The sequence below is a fragment of the Clostridium sp. CM036 genome, assembly GCF_055081135.1.
Genome location: NZ_CM143652.1, coordinates 869,084 through 892,822, shown reverse-complemented (window position 1 = coordinate 892,822; position 23,739 = coordinate 869,084). Strand labels below are relative to the sequence as shown.

The 23,739-nt window shown below is 31.3% G+C and carries 22 protein-coding genes; 16 read left to right on the top strand and 6 right to left on the bottom strand.

Annotation, left to right across the window (positions count from 1 at the left end; all coding sequences use genetic code 11):
* The first annotated feature begins 31 nt into the window (after positions 1–31).
* From ACWJKE_RS04285 to ACWJKE_RS04265, 5 genes are all read left to right on the top strand, one after another.
* Positions 32–2,359: an ABC transporter permease gene (locus tag ACWJKE_RS04285; protein WP_462959172.1), complete on the top strand. Its 2,328-nt coding sequence runs from the start codon at positions 32–34 to the stop codon at positions 2,357–2,359.
* A gap of 4 nt (positions 2,360–2,363) precedes the next feature.
* Positions 2,364–3,122 carry an ABC transporter ATP-binding protein gene (locus ACWJKE_RS04280; protein ID WP_462956020.1) on the top strand — a complete coding sequence of 253 codons (759 nt, stop codon included), beginning with the start codon at positions 2,364–2,366 and terminating at the stop codon, positions 3,120–3,122.
* Positions 3,123–3,180: 58 nt separating this feature from the next.
* On the top strand, positions 3,181–3,903 hold the full coding sequence (locus ACWJKE_RS04275) for a response regulator transcription factor (RefSeq protein WP_462959171.1): 723 nt from the start codon (positions 3,181–3,183) through the stop codon (positions 3,901–3,903).
* Positions 3,896–5,284: a HAMP domain-containing sensor histidine kinase gene (locus ACWJKE_RS04270; protein ID WP_462959170.1), complete on the top strand. Its 1,389-nt coding sequence runs from the start codon at positions 3,896–3,898 to the stop codon at positions 5,282–5,284. The genes ACWJKE_RS04275 and ACWJKE_RS04270 overlap by 8 nt, the downstream gene beginning before the upstream one ends.
* A gap of 71 nt (positions 5,285–5,355) precedes the next feature.
* Positions 5,356–5,658, top strand: coding sequence for a hypothetical protein (locus ACWJKE_RS04265; RefSeq protein WP_462952990.1), 303 nt, complete (start codon positions 5,356–5,358; stop codon positions 5,656–5,658).
* Positions 5,659–5,785: 127 nt separating this feature from the next.
* Here the strand turns inward: ACWJKE_RS04265 and ACWJKE_RS04260 are convergent, their stop codons facing one another.
* Entirely contained in the window at positions 5,786–6,211 is a 426-nt protein-coding gene (locus ACWJKE_RS04260) for a VOC family protein (RefSeq protein WP_462959169.1), read from the bottom strand.
* Between the two features lie 150 nt (positions 6,212–6,361).
* Between ACWJKE_RS04260 and ACWJKE_RS04255 the strand changes: the two genes are divergently transcribed.
* Entirely contained in the window at positions 6,362–7,306 is a 945-nt protein-coding gene (locus ACWJKE_RS04255) for a helix-turn-helix transcriptional regulator (RefSeq protein ID WP_462959168.1), read from the top strand.
* A 16-nt stretch (positions 7,307–7,322) separates the two neighbouring features.
* Here ACWJKE_RS04255 and ACWJKE_RS04250 read toward each other — a convergent pair whose 3' ends face one another.
* Together ACWJKE_RS04250 and ACWJKE_RS04245 are read right to left on the bottom strand one after the other, a co-directional pair.
* Complete coding sequence (locus ACWJKE_RS04250; RefSeq protein WP_258280687.1) at positions 7,323–8,009, bottom strand: DUF1287 domain-containing protein; 687 nt, start codon at positions 8,007–8,009, stop codon at positions 7,323–7,325.
* 84 nt (positions 8,010–8,093) lie between these two features.
* Positions 8,094–8,855 carry a YdcF family protein gene (locus tag ACWJKE_RS04245; protein WP_462959167.1) on the bottom strand — a complete coding sequence of 254 codons (762 nt, stop codon included), beginning with the start codon at positions 8,853–8,855 and terminating at the stop codon, positions 8,094–8,096.
* Positions 8,856–9,057: 202 nt separating this feature from the next.
* On the opposite strand from ACWJKE_RS04245, the gene ACWJKE_RS04240 reads away from it, so the two are divergent.
* Positions 9,058–9,471: an RrF2 family transcriptional regulator gene (locus ACWJKE_RS04240; protein WP_165414758.1), complete on the top strand. Its 414-nt coding sequence runs from the start codon at positions 9,058–9,060 to the stop codon at positions 9,469–9,471.
* A gap of 150 nt (positions 9,472–9,621) precedes the next feature.
* On the opposite strand, the gene ACWJKE_RS04235 is transcribed toward ACWJKE_RS04240, so the two are convergent.
* Both ACWJKE_RS04235 and ACWJKE_RS04230 read right to left on the bottom strand, forming a co-directional pair.
* Positions 9,622–10,821, bottom strand: coding sequence for an FprA family A-type flavoprotein (locus ACWJKE_RS04235; protein ID WP_216304180.1), 1,200 nt, complete (start codon positions 10,819–10,821; stop codon positions 9,622–9,624).
* Positions 10,822–10,877: 56 nt separating this feature from the next.
* On the bottom strand, positions 10,878–12,785 hold the full coding sequence (locus ACWJKE_RS04230) for an acyl-CoA dehydrogenase family protein (protein ID WP_216304181.1): 1,908 nt from the start codon (positions 12,783–12,785) through the stop codon (positions 10,878–10,880).
* A 441-nt stretch (positions 12,786–13,226) separates the two neighbouring features.
* On the opposite strand from ACWJKE_RS04230, the gene ACWJKE_RS04225 reads away from it, so the two are divergent.
* The 9 genes from ACWJKE_RS04225 (at position 13,227) to ACWJKE_RS04185 (ending at position 21,482) form a co-directional block, all read left to right on the top strand.
* The gene (locus tag ACWJKE_RS04225) at positions 13,227–13,919 is read left to right on the top strand and encodes a response regulator transcription factor (protein ID WP_220287127.1); all 693 of its coding nucleotides are present in this window, start codon (positions 13,227–13,229) and stop codon (positions 13,917–13,919) included.
* Positions 13,920–13,928: 9 nt separating this feature from the next.
* A complete protein-coding gene (locus ACWJKE_RS04220) occupies positions 13,929–14,909 on the top strand; it encodes a sensor histidine kinase (protein WP_216304182.1) in 981 nt (326 codons plus the stop codon).
* A gap of 37 nt (positions 14,910–14,946) precedes the next feature.
* Positions 14,947–15,672, top strand: a complete 726-nt coding sequence (locus tag ACWJKE_RS04215) for a response regulator transcription factor (RefSeq protein WP_216304183.1) — start codon at positions 14,947–14,949, stop codon at positions 15,670–15,672.
* Between the two features lie 60 nt (positions 15,673–15,732).
* Positions 15,733–16,653 carry an ATP-binding cassette domain-containing protein gene (locus tag ACWJKE_RS04210; protein ID WP_216304184.1) on the top strand — a complete coding sequence of 307 codons (921 nt, stop codon included), beginning with the start codon at positions 15,733–15,735 and terminating at the stop codon, positions 16,651–16,653.
* Positions 16,646–17,386, top strand: coding sequence for an ABC transporter permease (locus tag ACWJKE_RS04205; RefSeq protein ID WP_462959166.1), 741 nt, complete (start codon positions 16,646–16,648; stop codon positions 17,384–17,386). Before ACWJKE_RS04210 ends, ACWJKE_RS04205 begins: the two co-directional genes overlap by 8 nt.
* 41 nt (positions 17,387–17,427) lie before the next feature.
* Positions 17,428–18,333, top strand: a complete 906-nt coding sequence (locus ACWJKE_RS04200; protein WP_220287134.1) for a sensor histidine kinase — start codon at positions 17,428–17,430, stop codon at positions 18,331–18,333.
* Between the two features lie 178 nt (positions 18,334–18,511).
* Positions 18,512–19,402 carry an undecaprenyl-diphosphate phosphatase gene (locus ACWJKE_RS04195; protein ID WP_462959165.1) on the top strand — a complete coding sequence of 297 codons (891 nt, stop codon included), beginning with the start codon at positions 18,512–18,514 and terminating at the stop codon, positions 19,400–19,402.
* Between the two features lie 16 nt (positions 19,403–19,418).
* A complete protein-coding gene (locus ACWJKE_RS04190; RefSeq protein WP_220287140.1) occupies positions 19,419–21,275 on the top strand; it encodes an FtsX-like permease family protein in 1,857 nt (618 codons plus the stop codon).
* Between the two features lie 87 nt (positions 21,276–21,362).
* Complete coding sequence (locus ACWJKE_RS04185) at positions 21,363–21,482, top strand: IS3 family transposase (RefSeq protein WP_369811884.1); 120 nt, start codon at positions 21,363–21,365, stop codon at positions 21,480–21,482.
* Between the two features lie 231 nt (positions 21,483–21,713).
* Here ACWJKE_RS04185 and ACWJKE_RS04180 read toward each other — a convergent pair whose 3' ends face one another.
* Positions 21,714–23,207, bottom strand: coding sequence for a multicopper oxidase domain-containing protein (locus ACWJKE_RS04180; protein WP_220319700.1), 1,494 nt, complete (start codon positions 23,205–23,207; stop codon positions 21,714–21,716).
* Between the last annotated feature and the right edge of the window lie 532 nt (positions 23,208–23,739).

Genomic DNA, 23,739 nt, shown 5'->3' with positions numbered 1-23,739 from the left:
TATTATATAATTAAAGAAAGGATGTGTTTAGATGTGGCTTAAAAAACTAAAAAAGAAAAAACTTCAATGTTTTTTAATAGGAGCGTTATTATTTTTATCCTCTTTAATATTTACAAGTAGTTTGTCCATGTTAACTTCTATTCAAGGGTATATTAATAAATTTTATTCTAATGATAAATTTTACGATATAATTTGTTATAACGCTAATGAAAGTTCTACAAATGATGTACTTAAGTGGGGTAAAAATAATACAGAGGTTAATGATGTTAAAGCTACTGAGGCGTTCACTTCTGGTAACGACCTTTATCACAATGGTGTAAATTTAAAGATTTCAATGTACGATGTTGTTCCCATAGAAGATAGCAAAAATATTCCATTTGGACTAACTAAGGGTAACTCATCAAATAATGACAGTTGTCCTAAAAAAGGTGAAGTGTGGATTACTAAGATTCTAGCAGAAAATAATAATATTCACCTTGGAGATAACTTAACCATAAAAACAAAGACAAAGGACGTTACTTTAAAGGTTTCTTCCTTAATTAATGACTCTCTTGAGCCATCTTCTACTATTGGTATAATTAATCTATATACCAATAAGAATAGTGAGCAGGAATTCTCTTCATTAAGGAAAGCATCATTAATTTTTATAGATGTTAAAAGTGGGACTAATGTAGCTAATGTAGAAAAGGATTTGACGGGGGCTATAAAAGTTGGTGGCTTTGTATTTGATAAAGATTTATTAAGCTTAAGTTCAACGATGGCTTCTTCTATGATAGGTGGCATTGCAACCTTAGCTTCAATTCTAGTGTTTATTGTTTCAGTGCTTCTTATGCGATTTATTTTATGGAATAATATTTTAAAAGAATATAAATCTATTGGAATATACAAAGCTCTTGGTTTTTCTAAAAGAGATATTCTCAAATTTTATATTATAGGTTACTCAATAATTGCATTTATTGGAAGTATCCTTGGAGCTCTGTGTAGTATCCCTATATTAAATTATACAGCCTCGAAAGTTTTAAAGTATATTGGTGATTTTAAAGGTGTAAGTATTAATGCATATGTTATTTTAGCTACAGTAATTTTATTTACATTAGTGGTGATTATTAATCTGTATTTTGTAATTAGAAGAACTAATAAGATTACACCTGTGGAGGCTCTTAGAACAGGGATTACATCTTCAAGGCGAAAGCTAACAAAGTCATTGATCAAAGATAATATATCTTCCTTAGCCTTTGCAATAAACGATATGTTTAAATATAAAAAGACTACTGCCTTTATCACATTAACATTAACATTATCCCTAACACTGGTATTGATATTTGGTAATGCAAATGGATCTATGTCAAAGATGAAGGAAAATGCTCCTATTTGGTTTGGACTACCTAAAAGTAATGTAACCATTAGTGCTCCGCAAATGGTTAGACAATCAGAAGTTTTAAATAAGGTTTTGAATGATGTAAAGAAGGACAATAGAATTAAAAATTATGTTTATGGATCTATGATGCTAACGGATGTAGTAGAACTTGATACTAAAAAATACCCTATAAAGAGTACACTTTACGATATATTTGTGATGAATTCTTACACCAGTGATTTAGGCTTTACTATCATAGATGGGCATAATCCCAAAAATTCTAAAGAAGTAGCTGTTTCTTCAAAAATATTAAAAGATGCAGGGTTATCCGTAGGAGACTATATAGAACTATCTATAAATAATAAAAAAGACTCCTATTTAATAACAGGCGCTTATAATTCAATGATGCAAAATGGATATGGTATAAGAATATTAAATGCTGCAATAGAAAAGGAGATTCCAAAATTTATAGGCAGTGAAATTTTTATAACTCTAACAGCTGGTACAGATATAAAACAATTTAAGAAAGAGATTAACAATATATATCCTAATTTAGATGCCAGTGACATTCCACCTGCAATTAAAGATGTCATAGTATCTATCCCTGGAACAGTACTCCCTATTACCAATTTATTAATTGTGGTATTTATAGCATTTGGTGCAATAACGATATTAAATATTATCATAATCAATATTAGGGATAATAGAAGAAACTTTGGAATAATGAAGGCACTAGGATTTACATCTAAAGAAATAAGAAACAGATATCTATATAGGGTATTAATCCTAACATTATTTAGCACAATTATAGCTATCATATTTAATTTAACGCTAGCAAGACCTATGATTGCTGCAGCAGTTAGTAAATTAGATGTGTTAATAATATCTCCAATAACAATGTTACTACTAATAATCACTATGGTTATTTTAATATTAGTAACAACACTTATATGCTGTAACTCTATAAAAAATACTAAGATTACTGAATTAATGGAGGAGTGATTTGATGAAAAAATCAGTTATAAAAGCTAATAACCTTTGCAAATCCTTTGTCACAGGTAAAACTGCGCTTAATGTGATAAAAAATTTAAGTTTAGACATCTATGAAGGGGACTTTACTGTAATTATGGGAAGCTCAGGCTCTGGTAAATCTACATTATTATATACCTTAAGTGGTATGGACTCACCCACTAGTGGCAGCGTTAATATCTTAGGAAAGGATATTACATCAATGAAAGAGGATGAACTTTCATTAATTAGAAAAAAAGACATTTCCTTTGTATTTCAAAGTATAAATTTATTACCTGATATAACGGTTTTTGAAAACATAGCTTATTGTGGTTATGGAGTAAATAAAAACAAAAAAGAAGTCAATGAGAAAACCTTAAAGCTTCTTGAAACCCTGAGTATAAAAGATGCTAAGGAAAAATACCCCTCAGAAATTTCTGGTGGTATGCAACAAAGAGCAGCAGTGGCAAGAGCTATAATCACATCCCCTAAAATACTATTTGGAGACGAGCCCACAGGAGCACTTAACTCCACTGCGGGAGAAGAGGTTCTAGACATATTGTCGGACTTAAATAATAATGGTCAAACAGTAGTTATGGTTACTCATGATTTAAAGGCTGCTGCTCGTGCTTCCAGATTAATATATTTAAAGGATGGTAGAATAGATGGAGAACTTGATTTAGATAAATTCTTTAAATCAGACGATGGAAATAGAGAGGTTTTAATATTTGAATTTTTGAAAGAAAGAGGGTGGTAAACTCTCTTTTTTATATTTTTATGGTAAAATGTAATTATAAAGCATTTGGAGGGTAATTATGGCAAATGAAAAAATTCTTATCATTGAAGATGATATAGATATCAGAAATATATTAAAAGATTATTTAAATAGTGAAGGGTTTATAGTTGATTATTGTGATAATGGAGGAAATGCGCTTGTCGCGTTTAATTCTTTTAATCCGGATATTATTGTTTTAGATATAATGCTTCCTGAGGTGGATGGCATAGAAATCTGCAGAATCATTAGGAGCTCCTCGCGAGTACCTATAATAATGCTTTCTGCTAAAAGTGGAGATATTGATAAGATATTATCCCTTGGAGTTGGCGCTGACGACTATATAACTAAACCTTTTTCTCCCATGGAGATAATAGCTAGAATAAAAGCACATCTGAGAAGATATAAAACTTTTTCAATTCCATTAAAGGATGCTTATCCTTCAAAGAAGTATGCTTCTGAAATAAAAGAGTTTGGTAAGTTAGCTGTAGATAGTAAAAGCTATAAAGTAACCTTTAAGGGAAAAGAGATTCACTTAACATCCAGAGAATTTGAAATAGTAGACTTTTTATCTGATTATCCATGTCAAGTATTCTCTAAGCAGCAGCTTTATGATAATATTTGGGGACTTAGCGACTTTGGAGATTTAAATACAGTTGCTGTTTATGTAAACCGAATTCGCGAGAAATTTTCTCTGCACAATATAAATTATATTAAAACTGTTTGGGGAGTTGGTTACAAATGGGAGGAAGCGATAGATGAATAAGCAAAGCATAGCTTTGAAAGTAAAAGTTTTCACTTTATCTGTAATTGTATTAGTAGCCTTTGTAATTATTTATTCAACAAATCTTATATATAATAAAAACAGCTTTTATCCTACAGTTAATAAGGGTAGACTTTTAACAAGTTCTATAAAAATAAGTGTAGAAGAAGCATTAGGGAGTAATAATTCTGAATTTCCTTTGAAAACTGATTTTCCCTATGCTGCTATAGGTTTAAATGGAAAGGTTTTGTACTCTTCTATAAGTATTTATGAAAAAGATGCTGTAGCTAATTTAAATGAATTTATGGAGTATGATAATAAAGCTTCGCTGCAGCAGCCGGGACTAATTAAATATACTACCCCACTAATTATAAATAGTAATCAAGTTGGTACAGCAATTTTTTTAATTCCTAAGGAGGACTTTTTATCTACTTCACCCAAGCTAGTTACCTTTAGAGATGTACTACCTATTATCATCGCTTTATCTGCAATAATTATACTGATAATCCTCACTTATATTTTATTGAAAAAGGATATTTTATTGCCCTTAGATTCTCTTAATGAAAGTGCGCGGAGAATTTTAAAGGGTGATTTCACATATGAAATTCATTATGATTATTATACAGAAATGGGTGTTTTTTGCCACGATTTCGAAGCTATGAGAGATGAACTTAAATTTTCAAAGGAAAAGGAAATATCAATAAAGGTAAGTGAAAAGGAGCTTTTAGCTTGCTTATCTCATGATATTAAAACCCCTCTAACTGCCATCCATGGATATGTGTCAGGGATTAAGGATGGCATTGTTAAAGATAAGGCGGGTATTGAAAATTATTGTATAATAATATTAAACAGAGTAAAAATGTTATCTAAGCTTCTAGAGGATATACTAGAGCATTCAAAGGCAGAGCTTAACAAAATGAACATATCATTAGTTGAGTTCTACTGTGGCGATTTCTTTAAGGATATATTAGATGATTTATCTGTAGAGATAACCAGTAAGGAAATTCATTTTATTTTCCCAGATAAAATACCTAACCTTTTGTTAAATGGTGATAAGAAAAGACTTTCTCAAGTAATGTACAATTTAGTTTCAAATAGTATAAAGTATTCAAGAGAAGATGGATCCATTTCAATATATTTTGAAAACACTGGTAGGTATCTTAATGTATACATAAAAGATACAGGAATGGGAATTTCTTCGGCTGATATTCCTTATATATTTAATAAATTCTATAGAGCCGAGAAATGCAGAAATCAAAATATTCCAGGATCCGGCCTTGGTCTCTCCATTTCTAAGTATATTGTTGAGGCTCATGGTGGCTTTATAAATTGCGTTGAATCTTCATTGAATGGGACTATTATTTGCTTTGGTATACCAATATAAGTGGTGTGGGTTAAGATGTATTTGTTAGATAGTGTACATTAAAATTGTAACTGTATGAGGAGGTGGGGAATATGAAGAGTAAAATTTCAACTAAAAACGTTGGAAATATGTTAGTTATTATTTCTTTTACAATACCTTTAATTAATTTTATGTTTATACTGAATTGGTTCTTTGAGATAACTCCATATCAAAAATTAGAAGGGATGCCTTTATTGTTGACGCCTTTAATCTGTCCAATAGGGATGTTATTTGGTGTTTTGTCAATGGCGATTATACGTAATAAACTTGCAAAATATAGTATTATTTTCAATATTATATTAATAACACTACCGTTTTTATATTGGACTTTAGGAACTTTAATTTTTGGACCATGAACTAGCCTCCACTTTATAAGTGGGGCTTATTGGTGAATATAGATAATGATACAAGTTCCCCAAGCTAATAAATAAGAAAACACATAGAAAATTTTCCACTATGTGTTTCTTGTAGTTCTAATTTTGTTTATTTTCTAGCAGTAAAAATCTGAAAAGTAACTCCAAACTTATCAGTGACCATTCCATAAGCAGGGCTAAAGTAAATTTCATTAAGTTCAATAAGGATTTTACCATCTTCCTTCAATTTCTCATAAAATTGTTTAGTTATTGAAATGTCATCGCTTGTGATACATATTGAGATTTGATTTCCCTTCTGAAAAGGAACACCAGGGAAAATATCAGCAACCATAATTTCATTTTCACCAATTTTTAATACTGAGTGTGCGACAAGATCTAATTGATTCTTTTCAAACTTTGACACCTCATCTTTGGGACCTTGACCTAAAGTTTGCATAAAAAGAACTTTAGCATTTAAAACCTCTTGATAATATTCAATTGCTTCTTTTGCTCTTCCATCCATTATCTGAATAAAAGGGCTGACTTTTAATGACATAATTAAACAGCTCCTTTGTAAATTTTTATAAGGATTAATATAATTCAAATTTAGTCTCTACAAAAGCAAATATCCTTATTCATTGCTCTATTTATTATTATATATTATAATGGTGACAAACTATGTCATAGTTATTTTTGGGAGGCGTATATGTCTAAAGCAAAAAGATTAAATGAAATGATTATGATGGTCAATCGAAAGAAGAGATTTACGGTTCGGGAATTAGCACAAGAATTTGGGGTTTCTAAAAGAACCATTTTGAGAGATTTGCAAGAATTAGGCGAAATGGGTGTACCATTGTATTCAGAAGTAGGTCCGCATGGGGGCTATCAAGTCTTAAATGAACGAATTCTTCCTGCCATCACATTTACCGATGATGAGGCTATCTCTATATTCTTTGCTATTCATGCATTAAGACATTATATTTCTCTCCCATTTGACGGTGAGTATGAATCAATAAAAAAGAAATTTTATTTAAATCTTTCTGGAGATATTAGAGATACGATAGATAGAATAAAAGACCGTGTTGATTTTTTGTCAGTACATCAACAAGAGGAAATTCCATTTTTAAGACAATTATTAGATGCATCAATAAAGCAGGATGTTATTATAATTAACTATGTGACAAATGAGAAAGCCAGCAATAGAAGTGTTCAACCAATTGGTATATATGCAAATGAAGGAATGTGGTATTGTCCATCTTATTGCTTTTTAACTAAAGATTATCGAGTCTTTAGGTGTGACCGTATAAAGTCTGTAAAACTTGATGAAAAAACCGATACTATCGACATGTCTAATATTAATTTAAAGAACCGTTTTTCAATCCTTAATGACACTAAAGAAACATTTGAATTATATGTGGAGTTAACTAATAAAGGTGTAGAAAAATATCAATCTGCAAAATGGCCAAAGATTGAGTTGAATAAACAAGAAGATGGTTCAGGATTTTTGAATGGTAATATCTCAAAACATGATATTGATTTTTTTTCTGATTACTTTATTACATATAGTAAACATGCAATTATCAAAAAACCTTTTGAGTTAATTGCATGCATAAAAGGGAAACTAAATATAATTTTAAATCAGTATACTTAATTTAAATATGAATTATTTAATCAAATTTCCATCTATAATGACCGTGTATAGGAGATGTAAAGTAAGAAAGTTTCAGTATACTAGCATGAGGTTTGGTATTATGAATGACATAAGGAATACCATTTTTATCTCTTTTATTAGAAATAATACCAATATGTTCATAACCCTTAGTAAATACCACAATATCACCAGGTTGCCATTCTTTTAAATTTTCAGCATTCCTAGATTTAACTTCGGTGGTTAAACTTTGAGCGTGCCTACTAAAAAATATATCTTGATTGGGCACTCGTCTGAAATCAATATTAGGGTCTGGCTTTTCATCTACTCTAGGATAAAGTTTAATATTGCTTTTTATGTCCTCATCAATAAGGTCTTTTAAATTAATGTTAGCAGTTTTAAAACCTCGCCAAATTACGTCGGTACATACCCCTTCTTTTTCAGGTGGATAGCCACCATTATAATAATTACTTATATATTTTGTTTTATTAAGAACTTCATTATTAGCACCATTAACTATATCTAGTGCATCTGCTACTCCGTTTTTATTGTTATCAATTTTCGAAAAATTTTCAGATACTATAAATTTGGGTTTAAAGATGCTAAAAACATATTCATTAATGATGGATTTAAAAGGTGAATATATATAAGCACAAGTTAAGATTAAAAAAATCATTATTAAAATTACAACAAATTTTTTTTTCACTTTGTCACCACCCCATCTAGTTTACAATTATGACATTAAAAATATCTTTAAAGAAAAAAAGATTTAAAAATTCTTAGCCCATAATTATCTATCAAAAATAAATGAATTTATTACTGCTAAATATTCCCGAACAAAACAAGTAGGCACTAGAATTGGATGAAGTGGGGCAGGATACCCATATACTTTTAACCCCTGCCTTTCTGCTAAGAACTTAGCTCTAAACATATGGAAATTATTTGTAACAATAGTTACTTCTATATTTTCTTTTTTATCTAATCCTTTTAAAAGCGCTGCTGTAAATTTAAAGTTTTCTAAAGTATCGGTTGACTTTTCCTCCTGTATTATCTGTTCTTTTGCCACTCCGTGCTTTATTAAAAATCTTTTCATAGCCGCTGCTTCCGTAATAGTTTCACCAGGACCTATTCCACCTGAAACCACTACCTTAACATTAGGATTTAATTTAATATATTCTAAACTGGCATAAAGCCTTTGATAAAGTGCCGTTGAAGGAACTTCTCCTCTAATACCAGCCCCTAAAATAACTAGATAATCTGTTTTTTCTCTATGCTTTGATATAGCTGATTGAATTATGCACCCTTCAATAAATACAAAAGAAGCTAGTCCCATAAAAAAGCATATTTTTATCGCTGTTCTAATCTTTCCTGGTTTTATTAAAATATATTCCCGTTTACTTTTCCGTTTAATTAATCCTAGTGATATTAATAATACTCCGAGGCCTAGATAAAATTCTGCAAAAGTTACTCTCCCGCCAAATATTATAGTTCCTATAAAATAGACTTCACATAATACACCTAAAACTACATAAACATTGCCCTTATTTTTCATAATATCTCCTACCCTGCTGTGTGCAGATAACACTTTTTATTTATATAATATCATAATATTTTATATAAATGGTATAATATTTATAACAATGCTACTCTGAAACCTAATTAGTATGAAAAACATCAAAAACTATTGACAAAATAGGGTAAACGTTTTAAGATGAAACTATACCAAATGTATATACTTTAGGGAGAAATATAATATGAAAATAACACAAGAAGCAGATTACGCTCTTAGAGTAGTAATTTACTTATGCAAATTAGGCTATGGTGAAAAGATAGAGGCAAAAGTAATTTCAGAAAAAGAAGGTATACCGCTAAGATTTCTTTTAAAACTTTTAGGAAAGCTTATACAAGCAAACATTCTAAAATCTTATAGGGGAGTCAAGGGAGGCTATGCTATAAACAAATTGCCAGAACAAATAACATTAAAAGGTGTTATAGAAGCAATAGACGGTCCAATATGTGTTAATAGATGCGTAATTGAACCAAGCTTTTGTAATTTGAATAGAAGTGGTGAATGCATTGTGCATAGAGCTATGACAAAAGTACAAAAGAATTTAAATGCGGAATTAGAAAGTATAAATTTTAAACAACTAGTAGAGGGAGAAGTTTAGGTATGCAATAAAGATTAGTTATGCATGCCTAATCTTACTGATAAATTATATAAAAAAACAAATATAAATTTAATAGTAAGATGTATACCAAAAGGGACCTGCTCATGAACTTTATCTATGAGCAGGTCCTAAATTTATATTTTTCTAAAATTACTTCATTGACTCGATAATGCTGCCTGCAATGGCATCCATTGAATCCGCATCATCTTCTTTCATGCTGGAGTTCAATGACATCTCATTATCTAAAATAGTCATTTCTTTCATCTCATCCAAAAGTCCACGCATCAATTTGCCGGATTGAGGGGCCCATGAGCCATTTTCTATAAGAGTGAAAGTACGTTTTTGAAGATTTAATGATTTCATATCCATCATATAATTCAGCATCGGTGGATAAATCTTCAAGTTGTAGGTTACAGAGGCAAGAACCACATGACTATATTTGAATGTCTCAGAAATCAAATAGGAGACGTGAGTTTTTGAAACGTCATACATAACCACATTAGTCATTCCCTTTTCCACGAGCCTTGTTGCTAGGTCACTTGCAGCGGCCTCCGTATTGCCGTACATTGTTCCATAAACGATCATTACTCCATTTTCCTCAGGCTCGTATCGACTCCACTTGTCGTACTTATCTAACAAGTACCCCAAATCATTACGCCATACTGGTCCATGTAGCGGGCAGATAATCTTGATGTCGAGAGTGCCCGCCTTCTTTAAAAGATTCTGAACATGAGGACCATACTTTCCTACAATGTTTGTATAATACCTTCTGGCATCGTCAATCCAATCCCGGTCAAAGTTCATTTCGTCATTAAACAGCTGACCATCTAATGAGCCGAAAGAACCGAAGGCATCAGCTGAAAATAATACACCATTGTAAGTATCAAATGTCACCATAGCTTCTGGCCAATGTACCATTGGAGCAGCTACAAATGTAACGTTATGTTTTCCAAAGGACATTGTATCTCCTTCACTAACTTCCATTATTTTGCCATCAATAGCGAAACCGAACTGATGCATGAACAAGGAAGCTTTTTGGGTGCATACAATCTTTACATCAGGATAACGAAGAATAATCTCTTCAATGCACGCTGCATGATCAGGTTCCATATGGTTAATTACCATATAATCTAAAGGCTTGCCTTTCAGAATTGATTGAATGTTCAGAATGAACTGACGGCAAATTGACCAGTCTACTGTATCAAAGAGTACTGTCTTCTCGTCCATTAGCAAATATGAGTTATAAGAAACTCCTCGTGGAATTGGATGAATGTTTTCGAAAAGGGAAAGGCGACGATCGCTTCCACCAACCCAATAAAGATCCTCAGTTATATTTCTAACACAATACATATATATAATCCTCCTTTATACTAAAAACACATTATTATATTTAATTATTATAAAAATTAGACTTCTATAAACATATTTTTTTCTTCATAACAAGAAGGACAAGTCCACCCTTCAGGTATGTTTTCAAAGAGAGTGCCTTCAGCTATTTCGCCTTCGGGATCACCCATACCAGGATCGTATTCATAACCGCATCCGTTACATACATAATGTTTCCAGGTTGGAACAACTTTCTTAGGAGTAGCTGACTTTATCTTCACCATTGGTGGAGCATCTTTCTTTGCTTCTCCATTATCTAAAGCAGCAGTAAGTAATGGTAATATCTCCATTAAATCGCCAACGATACCGTAATCAGAGTTCTTAAAAATTTTCGCTTTGGGATCAATATTTATAGCAACTATTGTAGCAGCATCCTTTATGCCCTTCAAATGCTGACCTGCACCTGAAATACCACAAGCAATATAGAGATTTCCTTTAAATTTTTGACCAGACATACCAACATAACGATTGAGTGGTAAATATTTAAGTGTTTCAGCTACTGGACGCGAAGATCCTATAGCTGCACCAGCTTGAACTGCCAAGTCTTCTATAAGCTTCATATTTTCTTTTTCCCCTATACCTAGTCCTACGCTGACTACTCTTTCAGCCTTAGTTATAGGAGTATCCATTGGAATTCCAACTGTAAAATCATATTTATCAGCCTTAAGGGCTTCCACAAGTGCATTTACTTTTTCACTCGCAGTTCCTTCCTTGAAAATCACTTTTCTGCGATAACCTGTTGCAGGTCCACGTTCAGTAGCTTTACCTGTATTCTTGTTTTTCGGCATCTTGCCAATGATGTGAGCAGCGATAACGACACGTTGAATCTCATTAGTTCCTTCATATATTGTGCAAATTTTAGCATCTCTGTAAGCACGCTCAACTTCCATACCTTTCAAATAGCCGTTTCCACCAAATATTTGAAGAGCGTCATTTACAATCTCAAGGCAAACATCTGAAGCATATTGTTTCGCCATAGCAGCTTCCATACTGTAACGCTCATGATTTTCTTTAAGCTCTGCTGCACTGTAAATAAGTAATCTAGCTGCTCTAAGTTTTGTCGCCATATCTGCCAACTTAAAAGAGATAATCTGTTGCTGACAAATAGGTTTACCAAATTGAACCCTTTCTTTTGAGTACTCTAAAGCATTTTCATACGCGCCTTGAGCTATTCCTAGAGCCTGAGCTGCAATACCGATACGACCACCATCCAAAGTTGCCATAGCAATCTTGAACCCGTCACCTTCATTTCCTAGTAGATTTTCCTTAGGGACTTTCACGTCATTGAATATTAGCTCTGCAGTTGCAGATGATCTAATACCCATCTTGTCGTAATGCTTACCGAAGGTAAAGCCCTCTGTATCTTTTTCCACAATAAATGCACTTATACCACGAATACCTATATCCGGCGTAGTAATTGCAAAAACAACGTAAATATCAGCCTTACCAGCATTTGTTATGAAGATTTTTTCACCATTCAAAATGTAATTATCACCATCGAGTACGGCAATGGTTTCCGTACCGCCAGCATCACTACCAGCATTTTCTTCGGTAAGACCGAATGCACCAAGTTTCTCTCCCTTTGCGAGTGGCACTAAGTATTTTTGTTTCTGCTCCTCTGTTCCATAGGCAGAAATTGGGTAGGTGCCCAAAGATGTATGAGCGGAAAGAATTACGCCTGTACCACCATCCACTCTTGATAATTCTTCAACGGCAATTGCATAGCTCATTACATCCAGACCTGCTCCGCCGTATTCTTTTGGATATGGGATCCCCAGCATTCCCATTTTACCTAACTTATTAATTGCTTCCATAGGGAATTTATTTTCCTGATCCAAGGTAAATGCAATAGGTTTAACTTCCTCTTCTGCAAATTCTCTAATCTTTGTCCTCAAATTTTCATGTTGCTGCCTAGTCTTAAAAAACATAAATATACCCCCCTTTAATTAATACGGTTTCGTAAATGTTGCTTTGTGAAATCTGTAAAACCACAACATTGAGCTGCTGCAAGCAAAACTCATCAAACTCCTCCAATTATTTTTACATTTGGAATACATCTAATCAATATGTTTTACTGCATTAACCATACTTGGATTTTTTTTCGAATGTATACCTAAACCGTATAGATTTATTATATACGTAAGAGATTTACATTACAAGCTTAACCAAAACCTTTTTTTCGTCAGGATTCCCCATAAAAATGTGTGGCTTATTCTAAGGCTAAAAGAGGAATTTGCAAAGTGAGATTACTATGTTTTTTACTTCTTTCTACAAATTTAGAAGGGTAATCAGGGTACTTTGTAGAAATATGGTTTAGAAGCATGTCGTTGAAAATAATTTTGAATTTATTAAATTAAGGAGAAATAAATATGAAATACAAAATATATATTGTAGAAGATGATTTATCAATAAGTACTTTATTACAAGAATACATAGCTAAGTATGGGTTTGAGGTAATAGCGGTAAAAAACTTTGAAGAAATAATGATAGGATTTAATGGGTGTAACCCAGACTTAGTATTATTAGATGTTAATTTACCTAAATTTGATGGATTTTATTGGTGCAGAAAGATAAGGCAGCAATCAAAGATTCCTATAATATTTATATCTGCAAGAGATAGTGGAATGGATCAGGTTATGGCTTTAGAGAGTGGCGCAGATGACTATATAACCAAACCTTTTTATGTTGATGTTGTTATTGCAAAGATAAAAAGCCATATAAGAAGAGCTTTTGGAGATTATGCACCTAAGGTAGAGGAAAGAATAGTTGAAGCCGATAGTCTTAAGTTCTACCCAGAAAGGTCAGAAGTAGAATTTAATGGTGAAAGTTTAATTATCACTAAAAGGGAAGGCGTACTACTAGAATGCCTTATGGAAAAGTATCCTAAGGTAGTTAGTAGAGATTTCCTTTTAGAAAGAATATGGGATGACATTGAGTTTGTAGAGGAAAATACCCTAAGCGTAAATATTAGTAGAATAAGAAAGAGGTTGCAGGTTTTAGGAATAGATATGGGCATAGAGACTATAAGAGGAGCAGGTTATAGATTAAATAAAACCTGGTAGTGGAATGATATGAAATTATTTTTAAAGGATAATAGAGGTTATGTTTTTATATATTTATCAAGTTTAGCTCTTACAGTTATGTATTGTAATATTATGGGGTTCATAGAGTTTGGTGAAATCATTTATATACTTGTATTTAATACATTTATTCTGGTATGCTTCTTAGCTTTTAGGTATTATCAAAATAGACAGTTATACAAATTATTAAGAAATGGATTAAATTGTTTGAATGATGCTTTTTTGGAACTTGATAGTTCGGATTTGAGTCAAAATATTTCTGAAATATTAAAGAAGCAACATAATTTATATGAAGCTGAAATACAAAAGTGTAACAAAAATCATAATGAGCATTTAACTTTTATAAATCAGTGGGTACATCAAATGAAGACACCTCTTTCTGTAATACAACTTCTCCTTCAAGAATACGCAGGAGAAGAAAAGGCGCGAAGTATAGAAGAAGAGGTTAATAAATTAAATAAAGGTTTAAATATGGCAATGCATTTTGCAAGAATAGATTCTTTCCAAAAAGATTTTGTAGCAGAGCGAATTTCTTTGAAGAAGTTAGTTATTGATACAGTAAATGAAGAAAAGAAGATTTTCATAAAAAACAGAATAATTCCTAGAGTAGAAATAGATGAAGATATTGAAGTATACAGTGATGTAAAGTGGATAAAGTTTGTATTAGATCAACTTATTATTAATGGTGTGAAGTATTCAAAAGGCATGGGAAAAGAATTGATTATAAAAGCATGGGAAGAAGAAAAAGAAATTAAATTAAGTGTTATTGATGAGGGAATAGGAATCCCAAGGAAAGATATTAAAAGGGTATTTGACCTATTCTTTACTGGAGAGAATGGGCGTAGATATGGAGAATCAACTGGTATGGGATTATATATAGCCAAAGAGGTATGTGTAAATTTAGGCCATGCAATAGAGATAGAATCCACTGTGCATGAAGGAACAGTGGTTACAATAAGATTTACAAAATGAAAAATAGCTTTATATATAGATTATAATGGGGTGGAATATGGATAAAAGAGCTAAGATTTTAGTAGTTGAAGATGAAAATGAAATTAATAAATTACTTTGTAGTATTCTTGAAAATAAGGGTTATAGAGTTAGAGCAGCTTTTTCAGGGACAGAAGCTTTAATGTGTGTAGAAAATGAACGGTGGGATATGATTTTATTAGATTTGATGATCCCAGGGATTAGTGGAGAAGAAGCTATATTAAAAATTAGAGAAATAACAAAAGCACCAATAATTGTAGTAAGTGCAAAAACATCTAAAAAAACTAAGATAGAATTATTAGAAAGTGGAGCAGATGATTTTATTTGTAAGCCATTTGATCCAGATGAAGTTGTTGCAAGAGTTAATTGTAATTTGAGAAGATATCTAGAATTTTTTAAGGATGAGGGAAACAAAAATAGAGATAATATTTTGAGTTATAAAGATATTAGTTTAAATACAGAAAGTAAAGAAGTAAAAGTGGGACAAACTATACTTACGCTAACTGCAAAAGAATTTGCATTACTAGAACTGTTATTAACAAATCCCAATAAGGTATACAGTAAATCTAATATTTTCGAAAGTATATGGGGAGAAGAATTTTTGGGCGATGATAATACTGTAAATGTACATGTGAGTAGACTAAGAAATAAGCTGTTTATTGCAAATGATAGTGAAGATTACATAGAAACAATTTGGGCAATGGGGTATAAATTAAGAAGAATTAAGACTTTTGAAAGACTTTAGTAAAGTTTTCTTATGAAACATTAGTTATGATAAAAGAATGATTCATAAGGAGGTAATAAAATGAGTGAGTATGTAATTATAGCTAGTAACATTACAAAAACATATGGTAGTCGCAAAGTTTTAGATGATTTGTCCATAAAGATAAAAAAAGGTGATATATATGGAGTTATAGGGAAAAATGGTGCCGGAAAAACAACTATGATTAGAGTGCTTACAGGTCTTGTTATACCTAATGCTGGACAAGTTGAACTATTTGGACATAGTGAGGAGAAAGAGATTATTAAGGAAAGAAGTAGAATTGGTACATTAATAGAATCACCAGCTCTTTATCTTAACATGACGGCGTATGAAAATCTTGAACTTGTCAAAATTCAAAGAGGAGTTCCAGGAAACAAATGTATTAATGAGACTTTAAATTTAGTAGGACTTAAGGATGTCGCGAAAAAGAAAACTAAGAATTTCTCGCTAGGAATGAAACAAAGACTGGGAATTGCTATGGCATTATTAAGTGAGCCAGAATTTTTGGTTTTAGATGAACCTATGAATGGGCTAGATCCAATTGGAATAAAAGAAATAAGAGAGCTTTTAATTAAATTAAACAAAGAAAGAGGAACAACTATTTTAATATCAAGTCATATGTTATCTGAACTTACTCATATTTCCAATAGATATGGTTTTATAAATGATGGGAAATTAATTGAAGAAATGACGTCTTGTGAACTTTCAAACAAATGTAGAACTTATCTTCATTTGAAAGTAAATTATACTTCGGATGTTTCAGTTATTTTAGAAAATGAGATTGGGATAAAAGACTTTGAAGTTTTTCCAAATAATATCATAAGAATATATGATGAATTTGACGGAGAAAAGATTACTATTGCTCTATCTAAACATAACATAGGCGTTAAAGAAATAATGCAAATGGGTGAATCACTGGAGGATTATTTTACTAAGTTAGTTGGAGGGGAGGATAATGAGTAATCTAATTAGAGGAGAATTTTATAAATTAAGAAAAAGCAGATATTTTATTGGAATGATATTTATGGCAATAGTGCTATCATTTTTTTTAACTACTGTATGGGATAAGGATATACAACGACTGCAGAAAGTACATTCTAATTTTCTTATGAATGGAGCATATTCAATAGAATACGCATTCGAGTATATTATATATACTAGTTTTATATTTGCATTATTAGGCGGAGAATTTATTGCTAAGGATTTTAAGAATAATAATATAATTAAAAGTTTCAGTTATGGATATACGAGAAGTAAAGTTATATTAAGTAAATTAATAGTATTTATAATTGCTTGTTTATTTTTAGAAATAATTTATACAACAATTTTAGTTATCTATGTTTCAATAAATCATGGGTTTTGTGAAGTCTTAAATTTAAGTACTATTTTATACTTAACCAGAGTAATTATTATTGGAATAATGTATAGTGCAGTCACAATATGTATAATTGCTATGATTGCTATGATAACAAAGAGTGCTCTTTGTACATTTGTTTCACCAGTTATATTCTTTCTGAGTTTTCAATTGCCAAGCAACATATGTGCATATATACTTCCTTATGTTGCTGGGCGAGTGGCAATATCAAAATTTGCACCTAAAGAAGAGATTATATTTGGGATAATTTCATCACTTTTAACTTTTATTATAACAATTGGAGGGAGTATGTTATATGTACGGCGTGAAGATATTAAGTAAAAGATAAGTAAAAATTTTATTATATGAGTAGGAGAAATGAAATGTATTTAGCTATTATTTTAATGATTATTTTTCTAATATTAATTTTGGCAGTAGCAATTATTAAGTTACATTTATATAAAAGAGAAATAGGAGCTATAACTAAGCAAATCAGAAATTTTAGAGTGCGAGAAACCAATAAAAAAGTTAATACTGAAATAGCTGATAAATATATAGAAAATTTAGCTTTTGAAATTAATGAATATTTAGAACTTTACAGAAGAAATGAACAAGAAAAAGTAATGTTTGAAAATACATTAAAACAAGGCATAGCTAATATGTCTCATGATTTAAGGACCCCCTTAACATCAATAATAGGATATTTAAAACTTCTTAAACAAAATACCATAGATAAAGAAGAGGCATTAGAGATAATTGAAAATAAAACTAACAAATTAAATGTTCTTATAAATGATTTTTTTGAGTTAGCTTCAATAGAGACTGAAGATTATGAGTTAGAGATGGTAAAAATAAATTTAACTAATATAGTACGAGACGAAATTTTATCACTTTATGAATCTTTTGAGAGAAAAGGGATAGAGCCCAAAATATGCATTCCGGATAAGCCAATTTTTATAATGGGGGATAAGGATAGTCTAGAGAGAATAATAGATAATTTGCTATCTAATACATTAAAATATGCTGAGAAAGTTATTGAAATAAAATTAGAAGAATGTGATGCTAAAGTTATTTTTAAAATTTCAAATATATGTACAGGCATTGATGAAAAAGATGTATTACATATATTTGATAGATTCTATATGGCAGACAAAGTGAGAACGGGGAATGGTGTAGGACTTGGGCTAGCTATTGTAAAAAGTTTAATGGAAAAGATGAATGGAGTTATAATATCAAAACTTGAAGGAAATAGGATTTCTATAATATGTGAATGGAAGTATATAAAATAGTATTATTTTATATACTTTTTTTTAGGCTGTTAAATCATCTCCTGAAGAGCTGTAACAACTAATAATTGCAAAGCTTACAACCATGTCACATTCCTGTAAGCTTTGCAGATAGTACCTTATACATTTTTATTATAAACTATATATAAAGTAATAATTAGTTTGTAAGGAGTGATAACGCATGGATATAATATTTTTATTAAAGGCAATCATAATAGCAATAGTAGAGGGCCTAACTGAGTTTATCCCAGTATCTTCTACAGGGCACATGATATTAATTGGATGGGCAATTGGGTTTGAAGGAAAATTCGTAGAGATGTTTGTAGTTGTAATTCAACTTGGGGCAATAATGGCAGTTGTTGTTTTGTATTGGAAGAAAATCAAAGAAAGTATAATAGAATTTTTTAAGTTTATATTTACTAAAGGAAAAGAGGGAAAGAAAGGATTCAGATTTGGGATTAATGTTGTTACAGCATCTATTCCCATGGCTATTGTAGGAGTAACATTTTACGATAAAATAAAATCAAAATTTATACCAGAAGCTGTCATAGTAGGATTTATAGTTGGTGGATTATTATTACTGATAGTCGAAAAGAGTTTCGTAGGAAAGAAGCATAAGGTAGATAGTATAGATAGCATAACCCCTGTACAATCATTAAAAATTGGTATATTACAACTTCTTTGTGTGTGGCCAGGAATGTCAAGAAGTGCATCTACAATTATGGGTGGATGGATTGCAGGATTATCAACACCGATAGCTGCAGAATTTTCGTTTTTCATAGCGATTCCAGCTATGATAGGGGCAACAGGTAAGGACTTATTTGAATTTGATTATTCTATAATGACGAAAACATTATGGATTTCATTAATAGCTGGATTTGTTGTGGCTTTCATGGTGTCCTTAATTGTTATGAAAAAATTTGTTGATTATTTAAAAAAGAAGCCAATGAAAGTATTTGCAGTATATAGAATAGTAGTAGGGATTTTACTTGGAGTATTAGTATTAACTAAGATTATCAGGGAGATAGCAGAAAACAGTTTTATCAAGAAATTATTGATGTGCTTGCACTAATGGGAGGGGGAAACTAATGAATTTTAGAGAGTTTGCCACTAAAAATGTGTATAGAAATATAAAAGCGTATTTCGCTTACTTTTTAAGTAGTAGCATATCAGCGACCTTACTATTCTCTTTTACTATGATAATAGTTCATCCTGACTTTATGGTGCCTAATCAGCTAAGAAATACACTTTATGTTACAGCCGTAATTGCATACTTGTTTTTATGTTTCTTTGTATTTTACTCAGTAAGCGTCTTTTTAAAAAGTAGATATAAAGAATTTGGAATACTTTATATCATAGGTGCATCAAAAAAACAAATACAGAGGATGATAAGCATTGAAAATATAATAATTAGTTCAGTATCGGGAGTAGTAGGGATAATAGTCGGAATAGTATTTTCGAAAATACTTTTAGCAGCTAGTGGAAAGTTATTAGGATTTAATGCTCTAGGATTTTATATTCCAGTTAAAGCTATGATTATTACCTTAATTGCATTTGTAATGGTAGGAATAGTAATTCCAATATTTTGCTGCTTTATTATAAAAGAAGATATGGTTTTAAGATTACTTAAAGGAACTAAAAAACCCAAATCAGAACCAAAATCATCGGCTATTCTCTCGATTATATGCATATTATTACTTACAATAGGATATTATTTATCAATTACATCGACGGAAAAGACAATAATCTATAGAATAATACCTGTAACAATAATGGTGGTCACAGCAACATACTTATTATTTTCTCAGTTAAGTGTATTTTTATTTAAGTTACTTAAAAAAAATAGAAATTTTTATATGAAAAAAACTACAGTGCTATGGGTATCAGATTTATTATATAGAATTAAGGATAATACAAGAATGCTTTTCTTAATTACAATAACTTCAACCGTTGCCCTTTCATCAATAGGATCAGTATATGCCTATTGGAGAGATAAAGAAAACGAGGTAAATAAAAATTTTCCACAAGCATTTTTCTGTGTTGATACTTATAATAATAAAACTAAAATTGATTATAAAGTCGATTTTATAGAAGATTCATTGAAAAATGAAGAGATAGATTATACTAAGGTTAATGGCGAAATGAAGTTTGTTATACCTGATGGTGGCAAAGATGAAGTAACTATAATTAAAGAAGAAATTTATAACAAATTAGCAGTAGAATTATCTTTAAATACTATTATTTTAAAAGAAAATGAGACCAGAATAGTCGAAGCTTTAGCTAAAGATGAAAGAGAAAATGTTACTTTAGAAAATAAGGAATTAAAGGTTGTTAGTAGCGGTGATGAAGGAGTAATCCCAGCAATTTATGAAAAGGTATATGTGGTTAAAGATGATGTATATGAAAAAATGAAGGGGTCTAAGTGTTACTTTGGAGCACTTAATGTAAATAATTATAAGGATACATTAAGTATAGGTAATAATTGTTATAATAAGTTTGGCGATGATAAAGGTGATAAATATTATAATAATTTTCTGAAAGCATATATATTGGAAAGAACTAAAATAAACTATGGGGTAATTTTGTTTAGCGCAATATTTATAGGACTTATATTTTTTGTAACAACCGCAAGTTTCTTATATAACAAGTGTTACATGGATCTTATAGAGGATAAAAAGAAGTATAAACAATTGAATAAAATAGGATTAACTTATAGTGAAATAAAGAAGGTGTTAAATATTGAGATAGGGGCATTATTTTTACTTCCATATATAATTGCTGTTGTACATTTTTTCTTTGCCATGTGTTCATTAAAATCCGCTTTTGGATTTGAGATAACTGTACCAGCATTACAGGTTGTAGGAATTATGTTGATTGTCCAAATCATATATTTCCTTGTTATAAGAAAAAACTATTTATTAGAGATTAAAAAAAGCTTAGTGTAATTTTATTTTAATTGAATTATCTCGTAATATAGCGCACATTTGTTGTTTGTTGATAATAAGAAAAAAATAGAGAGGTTACAATTACTGGTGTTACATCTCAAGTGTGAAGAGTACTATTTACACAAATATAATACATATGAAGATCTGTCTAATGCAATTGATGAATATATTATATTCTGCAATACCAAGCGTTTACAAAAAGATTAAACGGCCTTAGCCCTTTGAAATTTAGGGGTCAGGCCGCTTGATTAGTTTTTATTATTTCCACTGTCTATTTTATAGGGATCAGTTCAACTTTTGTATTACATTAAAAAACACAGCAGAGCATGAAAACACCGTATTATTCAGGAATGGATTTTATGGTGCTTTTGCTATGAAGGAGTATAAATAAGAAGTCACTGCCTTTTACAGAAAGGCCTTACCTCAACTACATTTATACTAATTTTCTTTTTCACACCAAGGATCACACCCATCTTCAGGACAAGTAACGTGATTATGCTTTTTTTCACGCTTTGACTCAGGAGCATCAGTTTGAATGTAGGTCAATTGTCCTCCTGGATACACTCCATTGTTAGTAACTTTATAATCATCATGATTGTGCATAGGATAAAATTGAGGGAAAAAGTTGTCATTAACAGCTGAAGGTTCATCGCAGATATCTACATAATTGACTGTATTTATATTATTGATGTTGACTGGTTCAGTTGGAATATTAGCTATTGCATTTGGGTCTATATTCTTTATTTCATGCATTTGCTTACACAAAGAGGGTATACAATCTTGTCCATTTACAATATAGTTTCTATATTGTGGACGTTTATCTTCGGCTTCTATCAATAGGTCAAACGTTTCTCCTGAACCTATTGTAGCTGTAAAGCCTCTTTCAAGGCCCTCATGTCCTTGTAAAACTAGTGTTTCAGACATCTTTAAGAATGGGCTTGGATTAGCATCCTTACCTATTACTGCAAAATGCCATCCGTGTATATGCCATGGTACGACCTGATAGCCCATATTAATCATTCTAAGCAGGAACATTTCTCCTGTTTTCACATGCACATAGGATTCGTAGTTAATCTGAGATACATCTTTATTACTGCCTGGAGAAGGAGTTAAGGGATGTGGAAGTAAGGTGTCCGGGAAGGCACGACCATTTACAAGCCAAAAGTCAGGTTTAAAATCCACAGGATTAAAATTACCACCGGTTTGAACACTATCATGCCATCTGGTATCTATATCAGAAAGTAACATGATATATTCCTTGTCAAAATAAGAACGTATATCATTGTATGCAAAATTTCTATTTGTAGCAGTTTTAGAAATATGGTGTTGTAGTTTTCCTTTGTATACCCAGCCGCCATTACATAATTTACTTATACCTACCAATTTAAGACTTTTCATGGACGGATAGACAACCAGGGCTCCGTACATACCCATCTGAACATGCTCAGATGCCTCAACATGACAGTGATACATATAGGTTCCGGGATGTTCCGTATCAAAAAGATAAGTTGCCACGGATGGGGCTTTATCAAAATCCATCCACATAGGAACTCCAAAGGATGATTCCGGGAAGCCATCCAGCTGAGTCGCTACATGGGCACCGTGCATATGCACAGTGTGATTATCCATAATACCTGCGGTAGGCATGCCTAAATTTATCAAGGTTATATAAACTCTATCGCCCATTTCCCCCCAGATCATTGGTGAAGGTATGGTAGCAGTTCCTATCAAGGCTTTAAATTTTGGCCAATTAGAGGGCTTTGTCCAATCAAGGTCTTCATTTACTACTTTACCATTAACACTTAACAGCCCACCAACAAAACCAAATACATACACTTTTCTACGCTCAGTTCCTACTGGCGGTAGGTCTGGAGAAGTAGGAAGTTCTATAAACCCATCAGTGGCAACAAGCACATAATGTCTAACACTCATTTTCTTATCACTCCTGTTTATTTATTTTTGATCAATATTGAAAGAAATATAGTAGTTTGTATACAGATCCAGCTCTTTGAAAGATATAATTTCAAATATATAACTGCATCTTTAGTTCATAATATGACAAATATAATAGAATTGATTCTAAATTCAAGTGAATATATTATACTTAATCTAGTATCTAAAGTTACATTTCTTGATCAAAATGCTTTACTTCACCGCTAGGATTAAACTCTTTACTACTCTTACCCTTTTCTTGAATGAATTCTATGAGTTTTTCTATATCATCTGTTTCCATTCTTACTGAAAAAGGTGTAGTAACCGCTAAGCGTAAATTTACCACGTTAAGAAAATATTATTAAAATAACGATAAATCCAGGGGAATATTAAATATACTCGTGTTATTTTAATATTGTTCTCAAAGATGTTACATTAGCTAATATATGCTAATAATATTTTCAATTTTTATCACCTTGAGGTAATGCTCTCATTAGAAAGAATTGTGTGAAAAAAGGAGAAGAAAAGATTA